8 protein-coding genes are annotated in these 11,601 nt (G+C 53.0%); 2 read left to right on the top strand and 6 right to left on the bottom strand.

What is annotated here, in order from left to right:
* Nucleotides 1-136: 136 nt before the first annotated feature.
* The 6 genes from mgtA to rhaB all read right to left on the bottom strand — a co-directional run bounded on the left by mgtA (nucleotide 137) and on the right by rhaB (nucleotide 9,367).
* Entirely contained in the window at nucleotides 137-2,848 is a 2,712-nt protein-coding gene (gene mgtA / locus CLR69_RS13600) for a magnesium-translocating P-type ATPase (RefSeq protein ID WP_129713445.1), read from the bottom strand.
* Nucleotides 2,849-3,336: 488 nt separating this feature from the next.
* Nucleotides 3,337-4,914, bottom strand: coding sequence for a methyl-accepting chemotaxis protein (locus CLR69_RS13595; protein WP_129702649.1), 1,578 nt, complete (start codon nucleotides 4,912-4,914; stop codon nucleotides 3,337-3,339).
* A 435-nt stretch (nucleotides 4,915-5,349) separates the two neighbouring features.
* A complete protein-coding gene (rhaM, locus tag CLR69_RS13590) occupies nucleotides 5,350-5,664 on the bottom strand; it encodes an L-rhamnose mutarotase (protein ID WP_129713444.1) in 315 nt (104 codons plus the stop codon).
* Between the two features lie 124 nt (nucleotides 5,665-5,788).
* The gene (gene rhaD, locus CLR69_RS13585) at nucleotides 5,789-6,613 is read right to left on the bottom strand and encodes a rhamnulose-1-phosphate aldolase (RefSeq protein ID WP_129704794.1); all 825 of its coding nucleotides are present in this window, start codon (nucleotides 6,611-6,613) and stop codon (nucleotides 5,789-5,791) included.
* A gap of 4 nt (nucleotides 6,614-6,617) precedes the next feature.
* Nucleotides 6,618-7,880 (bottom strand): L-rhamnose isomerase, encoded by a 1,263-nt coding sequence (locus CLR69_RS13580; protein WP_129713443.1) that lies wholly within the window; start codon nucleotides 7,878-7,880, stop codon nucleotides 6,618-6,620.
* Nucleotides 7,877-9,367, bottom strand: coding sequence for a rhamnulokinase (gene rhaB / locus CLR69_RS13575; RefSeq protein ID WP_129713442.1), 1,491 nt, complete (start codon nucleotides 9,365-9,367; stop codon nucleotides 7,877-7,879). Before rhaB ends, CLR69_RS13580 begins: the two co-directional genes overlap by 4 nt.
* A 474-nt stretch (nucleotides 9,368-9,841) precedes the next feature.
* Between rhaB and rhaS the strand changes: the two genes are divergently transcribed.
* Entirely contained in the window at nucleotides 9,842-10,681 is an 840-nt protein-coding gene (gene rhaS / locus CLR69_RS13570) for an HTH-type transcriptional activator RhaS (RefSeq protein ID WP_129702653.1), read from the top strand.
* Nucleotides 10,682-10,705: 24 nt separating this feature from the next.
* Nucleotides 10,706-11,560, top strand: coding sequence for a helix-turn-helix domain-containing protein (locus CLR69_RS13565; protein ID WP_129713441.1), 855 nt, complete (start codon nucleotides 10,706-10,708; stop codon nucleotides 11,558-11,560).
* Nucleotides 11,561-11,601 lie beyond the last annotated feature (41 nt).

Below are 11,601 nucleotides of genomic sequence, written 5' to 3'. Positions count from 1 at the left end.
TTATCACCTATTCTGCTGTTGTTGTTTGCCGAATTAAACGATGACTTTTGTATGTAATTCGCGCTTTCTCATCGGCATTTTTGTGATTCTATTAGGCGGGTGACCGAGCACCCGCCGTGAAGAAGTAAAGAAGGGATCAGAACCATTGGCCGAAGCGGCGGATATAGGCGCGTTTGACCAGTTGCGCGACGGTGCAGTAGCCAATCAGCGTGGCGGCCAGCCAGGGGAAATATTCCCACGGCAGCGGCTGCAATCCGACCAGTGGCCCCAGTGGAGAGAACGGCAGATAGATGCCCATCGCCATCACCAGCCCGGTCATCAACATCACCGGCAGCGCCGCAGTGCTCTGAATGAACGGGATCTTCTGGGTTCGCAACATGTGTACGACCAGCGTTTGTGACAGCAATCCCTCAACGAACCAGCCTGACTGGAATAACGCCTGATGCTCCACGCTGTTAGCGGCAAACACGAACCACATCAGCGCGTAGGTGGTGATGTCAAAAATCGAAGATGTCGGCCCGATACACAGCATGAAGCGGCCAATATTCTTAGCATCCCATTTGCGCGGTTTGCGCAGGAACTCCTTATCCATTTTGTCCCACGGCAGCGACAGTTGGGAAATGTCATACATCAGGTTCTGAATCAGCAGATGGATCGCCAGCATCGGTAAGAACGGAATAAAGGCGCTGGCGACCAGCACTGAAAACACGTTACCGAAGTTGGAACTGGCGGTCATGTTCAGGTATTTGATGATATTACCGAACGTTTCACGACCTTTGATAACACCTTCTTCCAGCACCATCAGGTTCTTTTCCAGCAAGATGATATCGGCTGATTCTTTGGCGATATCCGTTCCGGTATCGACAGAAATTCCGATATCAGCATCGCGCAGAGCAGGGGCATCGTTGATGCCGTCGCCCAGAAAGCCGACCGTATGGTCATTACCTTGCAATGCTTTCAGTACGCGGGATTTTTGTAGCGGCGTCAGCCGGGCAAAAATGGTGCGCTGTTCTACCAGCACACCGAGCTGTTCATCGCTGAGTGCGTCGATCTCGTTCCCCTCCAGCACCACGCCTGGCTCCAATCCGACATCGCGACAGATCTTGCTGGTAATCGTCGCGTTGTCGCCGGTCAGGACTTTCACCGTCACACCGTTTTCATGCAGGGCGCGAATGGCAGCAGAGGCGCTCTCTTTTGGTGGATCGAGGAACGTTAGCAGGCCGCAGAGAGTCAGGTCGCGTTCATCCTCGGCGCTGAGTGGCATTGTGCTGCCCACTGGGCTCAGTTCACGGGTGCCAATCATCAACACGCGGAACCCTTGCTGATTGTAGCTTTCTGCCAATTTTTTCAGCGTGTTACGGCGCTCGTCGTCCAGTTCATGCCGCAACCCGTTCTCACTGACATGGGTAGCGACGGCCAACATCTCTTCTACCGCGCCTTTGCAAATCAGGCGTTGCTGGTTGTGTTCATCGGCAACGATGATGGACAGGCGGCGGCGAATAAAATCAAACGGCAATTCATCGATTTTGCGATAGCGACCCAGCGCGGCGATGGTGGGGTTATGGCGACCAAACTGCATGATGGCTTGATCCATCAGGTTTTTCATGCCGCTTTGGTGCGCACTGTTAAGCCAGGCGAGTTGCAGCACATTTTCATCTACCTGACCCTGCGTATTCAGGTGATGCTCAAGGATGATGCGATCCTGCGTTAATGTGCCGGTTTTGTCGGTGCACAGGACGTCCATCGCGCCAAAGTTCTGAATGGCGTTCAGCCGTTTGACCACCACTTTACGCCGAGCCATGGCAATCGCACCCTTTGCCAGATTGGAAGAGACAATCATCGGCAGCATTTCCGGCGTCAGGCCGACCGCGACCGCCAGCGCAAACAGGCTGGCTTCCATCCAGTCACCTTTGGTGAAGCCGTTAATCAGCAGCACGATAGGCACCATCACGATCATAAAGCGGATCAGCAACCAACTTACGCTGTTGACGCCGCGATCGAAGGCGGTTTGGGAACGCGTGCCGACGATGGATTTTGCCAGTGAACCGAAATAGGTGTGACTACCGGTTGCCACGACGATTGCCGTTGCCGTGCCGCTGGAAATATTGGTACCCATCAGGCAGATGTTGGATAGCGCCAGCAGATCGCTCTCGCCGCCACAGTCAGAGGGCTGGCAGCCTTTGGCACTGATATCGCTGAATACATCGTATTTTTCGATCGGCAGCGATTCACCAGTCAGTACCGCCTGACTGACGAACAGGTCGCGAGATTCCACTAGCCGGACATCGGCAGGTACCATATCGCCCGCGGAGAGCGTCAGGATATCGCCGGGCACCAGTTGCTGAAGCGGAATTTCCTGCATGACGGCAGTGGCACTAGCATGAGGGCGGCGCAGTACGGTGGCCGTTGTCCGCACCATAGACTTCAGCGCTTCAGCGGCTTTATTGGTGCGAAACTCCTGCCAGAAGCGCAGCAGGCCGCTCAGGCTAACCATCACCAGAATGATGATAACGCCAGTGAGCGATGTCTCTTCGTTATTGCGCTGCGGTAGCCAGTAATCGGTGAAAAAGCTGATAGCGGCCAGCGCTATCAGCACGTAAATAAACGGATTATTAAACGCGGCGGCTAACTGCACCAGCGCGTGCGGCGCTTTTTCATGGGCGACACGGTTTTCGCCATAGGTTTGTTGGCGTTCAATGACATCATCATGGCTTAAGCCGTGCAGATGTGTATTCAGGTTAGCCAGTGTTTGATCGAGGCTGTTTTGTGCCTCGCGGGCAATCGCAAAGGTGGCCGTGGGGGTCTTACGGGCGCGGCGATACCCCGTTTGCGTGATCATATCGGTCATGATGCTGCTCTCTTAATGTTGCCTGTCCGCCACGCACGGGCGCGCATCCCGGATAAAGGGACGTAAAGCGGAAAAAGATGAAGGTATTAAGGGAGGTAAACGGCGCAGACGGAGAGAACAGAGAAGTCGAGGAAGAAGACGGTCCTTATTCTAACGGATGCGGTTTACCGGGCCATCTAGGGTGCTCTTCCATGTTGTCTCCTTATCGCCGCATGGCGAGATGTAAAATAAAAATAGTCATCGGCTGACGAAGAAAGGTGTATGTAGAAATAAAGCACGTAAAAACAGAGTACGTAGTTTAGTGGTGCAACCATAACCCTGCTTGCTTAAACCGGACGTCAACGTTTGTTCATGAATCAAACTGGGTGTGGCTGTTATCTGTGAGTCGATGTTGCGGCGGTGTATTGCTCTGCGGGGAAGAAGGTCGGGAAAGCATGAATGAGAAAGAAGCGGTCGCCCCGCCGGATAGCCAGCGGGGCAGATGAGAATTAATGAATTCTCAGTAAGTGGTCTTGATTTACTTTGAAGAAACGAACGGCATCACGTAGCTGTTCACCTTGTTCTGTCATCGCGTGTGCTGCCGTGGCGGACTCTTCAACCAGCGCGGCGTTCTGCTGGGTGACCCGATCCATTTGTTCTACCGCTACGCTGATCTCTTTGATACCGATATGCTGCTCGTTGGATGCCTGAGAAATTTCCGCAACGATATCCGTCACTTTTTTCACCGACTGCACAATTTCCGACATCGCCTGACTGGCTTTGTCTGCCCGTGCTGAGCCGTCAGTAATCTTCTCGACGGTGCCTTCGATCAGCGTTTTGATCTCTTTGGCGGCGTTGGCGCTCTTCTGTGCCAGCGTCCGTACTTCGCCCGCGACGACAGCAAAGCCTTTCCCTTCGCTACCCGCTCTGGCCGCTTCTACCGCCGCGTTCAGTGCCAGGATATTGGTCTGGAAGGCAATCCCTTCGATCACAGCGATAATATCGACGATCTTCTGTGAGCTGTCGGAAATCTCATGCATGCGCTTGAGCATGTCGTCCACGATAAGGCCGCCCTGAGACGCCGTTTCCGAGGTTTGCTGGGCTAACTGACTCGCTTCTTTGGCGTTGTCCGCATTCTGTCGTACGGTGTGCGTCAACTGCTGCATATTGGCCGATGCCTGAATCAGCGATGCCGCTTGCTCTTCGGTACGCTGCGACAGGTCGCTGTTGCCCTGAGCAATTTCGCTGGATGCCAGCGTGATGGATTCGCTGCCATTCATGATGGTGTGTACGGTATTCACCAACTGGAGATTCATGTGGCTGATGGACGCCAGCAGGCTGCTGTTATCCCCCTGACGCAGCTTGATTTCTGTTGTCAGGTTGCCGGACGCAATTTCGGACATAATTTCTTGTGCGTAGTGCGGATCGCCACCAAGCTGACGTGAAATATTACGTGAAATAATCGTAGCGATAATGGCAGTCGTCAGCAGGGCGAGTAACAGCAATCCCCAAACATAGTACTGTGAAGTCCGGTAAGTTGAATTAGCACTGACGACGATATCTTTTGCCGTCGCGACTTCCATTTCGACCAGCTTCGCCAGATCTTTCATCAATTGACTACGGTATTTTGCAGAGCTTGCCCCGCTGATTTTACTGGCTTCTGCCAGCTCGCCGCGATTCACGGTGTCAATCAATGTGGCATTCACCGAGTTAAAGCCGGAGAAATTTTCGCCAATCACTTTAATCAGCGCTTTTTTATCTTCGCTATTAGCAACGGTTTGATAGTTTTTAAACGCGGCAAGGAAAGTGTCGGCATTTTGCAGTAATTCTTTGCGATGGCCCTCGCGCTCCTCTGGGGTTTTGGAATCAATATACTGTATTTGCTGTAAGCGAGTTTCAGACAGCGAACCGCGCATTTCCAGGCTATATCGTACACCTGGCAGGCTGCTGCTGCTTAATTCATCAATCCGACTATTATTAACGCTAAGCTGGAGTAGTGAAACGACACCCAATAGCAACATCATCGCTATCAGGACGGAAAAACCGAGTAACAGCTTGGAAAGCACTGTGAGTTTGGAAAATTTCATCGCTATTCTTATTGATTATAGAGAGAAGGTAGTAGTGATAACGGCAAATAAAATAAGATCTTTATAATGTGGAATTCGATAAGCTGGCTTTAAAGAATAAACGGAGTTTAATAGCAACGCCATTCTCTACGGCAAGACTAAATGCTGATTAATCATTAAGTGGTAATGCTTTATTTTTAACAAAAGAAAACTGATTAAATATTATCTTAATAAATGTTTTTATTTTTAATGTGAAAAATTGACCATTCACAATTAGAGAAAATAAAATGTGATTGCCATCAATAATCAATAAATAGGTGTTTAATAAAAATAATGATTATATGTAACGGGAATCATTAATTAAATGACAAATTATTTCTTTTTATGTCTTCAACAATAATCGTACAGCGGCAATGTTACTACCGCTGTACGATTATTTGTAGTTCAAAGAATTTCTCAGTCCAGATAGAACACGGGATCGAGTGCATCGCTGATCGGGCTGTTATCGGGATTAGAGGGCATTACATCACCCATCTGTTTCCACCAGCGCTGGCAGACATCCGTTTGCGCAATCGCTTCCCAGCGTGCTTCTGATTCGACTTCCACATAGCCGAACAGCAAATTGCGTTGTCTATCCAGAAAAATACTGTAGTGGTGCGCGCCGTGGTTTTTCAGCACCTCCGCCAGTTCTGGCCAGATAGGATTGTGACGGCGCTGATATTCGTCGTGACAGTCAGGAAAGACTGACATCACAAAAGCCTTACGCAACATGGACGAGTCTCCGTAGTCGTTGGCAGGACGCCACGGCGGTGATGCCGTGGCGGTGTGAGACTGAAAACAATTTTAGGCAGAAATGAGTGCTATGCATGAAAGCCATATTGGTATGACAACCATGCTACACGCGCAGTGCAGCTTCCAGTGGAGTGACGCCGAAACGTTGACCCAGAGCGATCAGTTCTTCGGTCGAGATCGTCTGTTTTTTACCCCCCATCGATCTGACTTTCACCATGACTTCGGCGGATTTTTCTGCGGTATCGATCAGGCCAAAGGCTTCATCTAGCGTCGGGCCAGTGCCGAAGATGCCGTGGAAGGGCCACAATACCAGCGAATGACGCTTCATTTGTTCGGAGGTGGCATCGCCAATGGTATCGGTGCCTGGCACCATCCACGGCACAATCCCCACGCCGTCTGGGAAGACGACCAGACACTCCGTGCTGCCTTCCCACAGTTCACGGGTGAACGTCGCGGTATTCAGTTCCAGCACGTAACTCAGGGCAATCAGATTGGTCGCGTGGCAGTGCATGATGACGCGGTCGCGCCCGTGGGTTACACCCATGCGCACAATGTGCGACTGAAAATGCGAGGCCAGCTCAGACGTTGGCAGGCCGCCATTGGTGAGCCCCCAGAAAATACGATAGCCTTTACCATCACTATCGACCTGCAACACCACCAGTGAATCAGCTGGATCCAGTTGAACGTTGCGGAAGAATTTGCCGGAGCCGGTGACGATAAACCAGCAATCTGCCAGTTCTGGCATCGGCTGTGATAGTGCTTCATGACGCGGCTGCGGAGAGAAATCGCTTTCATAAGGCGTGACATCCTCAGCCGTCAGGCGCAGGCTGACGTTACCGCCGTTACGTTCGTCCCAGCCTTTGAGCCACATGTCGCTGGTGGCTTTAATCATTCCCTGTACAAACCAGGAAGAGAGAATTGCTTGCATAGTCTTACCCTTGACGTTGAGTGAGGATGGTTTCTTCATACTGACGCACCTGTTGCAGCCAGTCGCTGCCCGGGATCACGTCATGACGCTGGCAGTAGTGTTCCCACACCGCCTGCCACGGCAGCGATTTTTGCTCTTCCAGCAGGGCCAGACGCGCGGTGTAATCGCCGTTTTGTTCCAGTTTGCGCAGCGTCTCTGTAGGTTCCAGCAGTGCGCGCAGTAGGGCTTTCTTCATATTGCGCGTGCCGATGACCCAGGCGGCGATGCGGTTGATTGAGGCGTCGAAGAAATCGAGCCCGATGTGCACGCGGTTAAGCAATTGATGGCGCACGATTTCATGAGCGATAGCCTGCGTTTCGTCATCCAGCAGTACCACATGGTCGCTGTCCCAACGTACCGGACGGCTGACGTGCAACAGCAGGCGCGGGACGTACAGAATCGCGCTGGAGATCTTGTCGGAAATGACTTCGGTTGGATGGAAGTGTCCGGCGTCCAGACAGAGCGCGGTGCCGCGGCTGGCTGCATAGCCAAGATAAAATTCGTTTGAGCCGACGGTAAAGCTTTCAGCGCCTATCCCGAATAGCTTACTTTCCACTGCATCGATATGGTGTGCCTGATCGAGCGGTTCGGAAATGATCTCATCCAACGCGCTGAGCAGCCGCTGGCGGAACGCCAGACGATCGATGGTCAAATCTTTCATACCGTCCGGCACCCAAATGTTCATCACTGACGGCGTACCGAGTTCGCGGCCAAAGTAGGCTGAAATCCGGCGGCTGGCCTGACAGTGTTCAATCCAGAAACGGCGTACTTTTTCGTCCGGGTGGGATAGCGTAAAACCGTCCGCGCTCAGCGGATGAGAAAAGCAGGTCGGGTTAAAATCCAGCCCAAGCTGGTGGCGCTTGGCCCACGCAACCCAGTTGCTGAAATGCTCGGGGGCAATCTCGTTGCGGGCGACAGGCTGTGCGGATTCCAGATAGATGGCATGCAGGTTCAGCCGTTTGGGGCCGGGGATCAGCGCGAATGCCTGTTCCAGATCGGCACGCAGTTCGTCTGGTGTACTCGCTTTGCCTGGATAGTTGCCCGTGGCCTGAATGCCGCCGGTCAGTGGCCCGCCGGTATTCTCGAATCCTGCCACATCGTCACCCTGCCAGCAGTGCATTGACACCGGAATCTGATCGAGCTGTTCCAGCGCTGCCTCTACATCAATATTCAGGCTGGCATAACGCGTTTTTGCCAACTGCCAGGCAGCTTCAATAGGTGTGCTCATTGCGTGGTCTCCTTTTTGCCCTGTGGGGCGGTTTCTGGCTGGCTGAGCGCCTGAAAACGACGCCAGTGCCCGGCAAAATCACTCTCCGCACGCGGGATATAACGATGCAGAGGGAAGTTATGAGTCAGCATGTGCCGGAATGCGGCAAGGTCTGTAACGGCGCCTAGCGCCATCAGTTGGCATCCGATATTGCCGAGCGTCGAGGCTTCGACTGGCCCGGCAAGAACCGGAATCTGGCACACATCGGCGCACAGCTGGTTGAGAAAAGCGTTCTGACTGCCGCCGCCGACAATATGCAATTGGCGAATCGGCGCATGGCGCAGCTCTCCCAATTCCAGCACCACCTGACGGTAGAGCAACGCGAGGCTGTCGAAGATGCAGCGTGCTAGTTCGGCATCACTTTGGGGGACGGGCTGGCTGTGCTCACGACAATAGTCGCGGATAGCCTGATGCATGGACGGCGGATTGATAAAACGATCGTCATTAGGGTTAATCAGGCTGACGAAGGCGGGCTGCGTGGTGGCGGACTGAATCAGCGCGCCTAAATCTTTGATGTCACGCTCCTGACAAACCCGCTGTAGCAGCCACAGCCCCATGATGTTTTTCAGCACCCGATAGGTGCCATCTACGCCACCTTCGTTGGTGATATTGGCAGCCAGCGCCTGCGGGCTGTTAAACGGCGTATCGCTCTCGATGCCCATCAGCGACCAGGTGCCGGAACTGAGATAGGCACTGTCGCGGTTCTGCAACGGTGCACCGACCACCGCGCTGGCGGTATCGTGCGTAGCGACGGTGGTAACGGGAATCTGACGCCCACTCGGTGCTGTCCAGTTTCCGACAGCGTGCCCCGGCTGCACGGGATCGCTCAACCAGCGGCGCGGTACGCCCAGATAGTCCAGCAGTTCGCCATCCCAGGTTTGCTGTTCCAGATTAAGCAGTTGGGTCGTACTGGCGTTGGTATATTCGCAGACCAAATTCCCCGTGAGGCGGTAGTGAAAATAGTCGGGCACCATTAGCAAATGTTCCACCTGAGCCAAATCGTCAGGAGATGCATCGCACAGCGCTTTGAGCTGATACAGCGTATTAAACGGCAGGAACTGAATGCCAGTACGCTGATAGATAGCCTCACGACCTAGTTCGGCGGTAACGGCAGCCATTACGCCGTCTGTACGGTGATCGCGGTAGGAATACGGCAGGCCGACGCGCTGCCCGTTTTTATCGAGTAACACATAGTCCACGCCCCAACTGTCGACCCCAATGCTATCGGGGGCGATACCCATGGCGTCGATTTGATGTAATCCGGTGAGAATGTCGCGTTCCAGCGCGGCCAGATCCCACTGGTGATGGTTGTCCTGAAACACCAGCGTATTGCTGAAACGGTGAATTTCTTTCAGCGTCAGATGCTGCGTTGCGGTGTGCAAGGTTGCCAGCATCACTCGACCGCTGGATGCCCCTAAATCCACCGCCACGATATTCTTCACCGCCATAGCCGCACTCCTTTTGTTGGATGTGTTGCAGTGTAAAGAGCGGTAACAGAAGTCACCTTCCGATGAGTGCCACCTAAAACAGGTGGTTGGCAAAATGACAAAGCTGACCGTGAAAGGGCTCACAATCTGGGAAATCATTCAGAAAATAACCATGTAAAAATCAGGGGAAAGGCGGTGTGATCCTTGCCACACTTCAATCAATTGAGGGAGGAGATCTTAAAAAAAGAGCAGTCAGACGGTGTGCGGGTGACGGTATTTTAAGGTCGGTTTTGTCGCTTCTGACTACTCTTTTTCAAAGGCTAATACCGTTCGTTTAAGAACCGAGATACACGGAGCGACCACGCGGTAAGGTATCCCTGCGGGAACCTCATCCCCGTGTTTCTCCTAAAATGGGGCTTAAGTGACCAGCATTACTCTTTCAACGGTTGCGTTTTCAAAGACCGCGTTTTACCAAAGGCTGAATGGAGAACTGAAATGACGTTACTTCGTGGTGATGATTTTTTTATTTCGCGTGCCGTGACGGTCGCAGTAGAGCCGCGTACCCCACAGACAGCCTTTCCAGAGCACTATCATGATTTCTGGGAAATTGTGCTAGTGGAGCAGGGCGCGGGCGTTCATGTGTTTAACGATCAACCCTATGCGCTGTGCAGCGGCTCGGTGTTCTTTGTTCGCGATAACGATCGGCATCTGTTTGAAGATGTAGAAGGGCTGTGTCTGACCAACATGCTGTATCGCTCACCGCACGGATTTCGCTTCCTTTCCGATATCGCCGCGTTTTTGCCGTATGGCCCGAACGGCGAGTGGCAGGGACAGTGGCAGGTGAATGCCGCGGGGATGCAGCAACTGAAACAGTCGCTGAATAGTCTGGCAGAGCTGGCGCAGAGCGATGCGCCTGAAGCGATTGCCGCCAGCGAAAGCCTGTTTCTGCAAATCCTGGTGCAACTGCGTCAACACTGCTTCCAGACGCAGGGAAACGGCTCTGAACGCCAAGGGGTACAGGCGTTGCTGGGGTGGCTGCAAAATAACTACAGCGAAGACGTTAACTGGGGCGGCTTGGCTGACCAGTTCTCGCTGCCGTTGCGTACACTGCACCGTCAGCTAAAACAACATACGGGTATGACGCCACAACGGTATCTGAATCGGTTAAGATTACTGGAGGCTCGTCGGCGGTTGCAGCAGAGTGATGACTCCATCACCACTATTGCGCACGCCTGTGGATTTAGCGACAGCAATCACTTCTCGACGCAATTCCGCAAGGCATTCTCGCAGGCACCTAAGTCACTACGCCATCAGGCGTTTTCTCGTGAAGAGTAGGTAACAGCATCTGCGGGTGAGGGAATGGCGACAGCAATTCGGGGTTTGAAATTACAGACTGAAGACTATTTCCTGACTGACAAGAATGCCGTGATGGTCGCCGAACGTCATCCGCAGCCGGTATTTCCGCTGCATCATCATGACTTCGACGAATTGGTGATCGTCTGGCGAGGCAATGGCCTGCACCTCTGGAACGACGTGCCTTACCGTATTACCCGCGGCGATATGTTTTATGTCTCCGCGCACGATCGCCACAGCTATGAATCCGTCCATGAGCTTGAGCTGGACAACATTCTGTATATTCGTAACCGCCTGACGTTATCCGCCGACTGGCAAATGTTACTGCCGGGCGGAGAGCTTCCCCAAAGCCAGCGGCACTGGTGTTTAGGTTCGGAAGGCATGGATACCATCCGCGAGAAGGTAGATGCGCTAACGCAGGAGTGTATGAAATCGGATGCACTGTCGCTGCAATTGAGTGAAGCGCTGCTGTTGCAAATTGCGCTGCTGGCGGCACGCTATCGTCATTCACCAGATAGTCCGCAATTGGCGGATGCGCACCAGTTGGATATGTTGATGAATGCGCTACGAGCCAGCATTGCAGCACCGTTTCGTTTTGAAGCCTTTTGCGAACAGCACCATTTCAGCGCCCGCAGTTTACGCTCGCGTTTTAAAGAACAAACCGGAATGAGCGTGCCGCATTACCTGCGCCAACTGCGGCTGTGCAAAGCGATGGAGCTGTTGCGCTACGATATGCAAACCATCGGTGACGTTGCTGCGTTGTGTGGCTTTGAAGACAGTAACTACTTTTCTGTCGTGTTCCATCAGGCGTTCGGCGTCTCGCCCAGCACCTACCGCCAACGCTTCTTGAATGTGGAGTGATTGTGCTTTTTGTCCTGTTTTAACGCGGTTAGCCTTAGTGA

It is taken from the genome of Pectobacterium zantedeschiae (assembly GCF_004137795.1).
GTDB classification, from domain to species: Bacteria; Pseudomonadota; Gammaproteobacteria; order Enterobacterales; family Enterobacteriaceae; genus Pectobacterium; species Pectobacterium zantedeschiae.
Note: the sequence above shows the minus strand (reverse complement) of the source record. Positions and strands in the feature narration are given on the sequence as shown.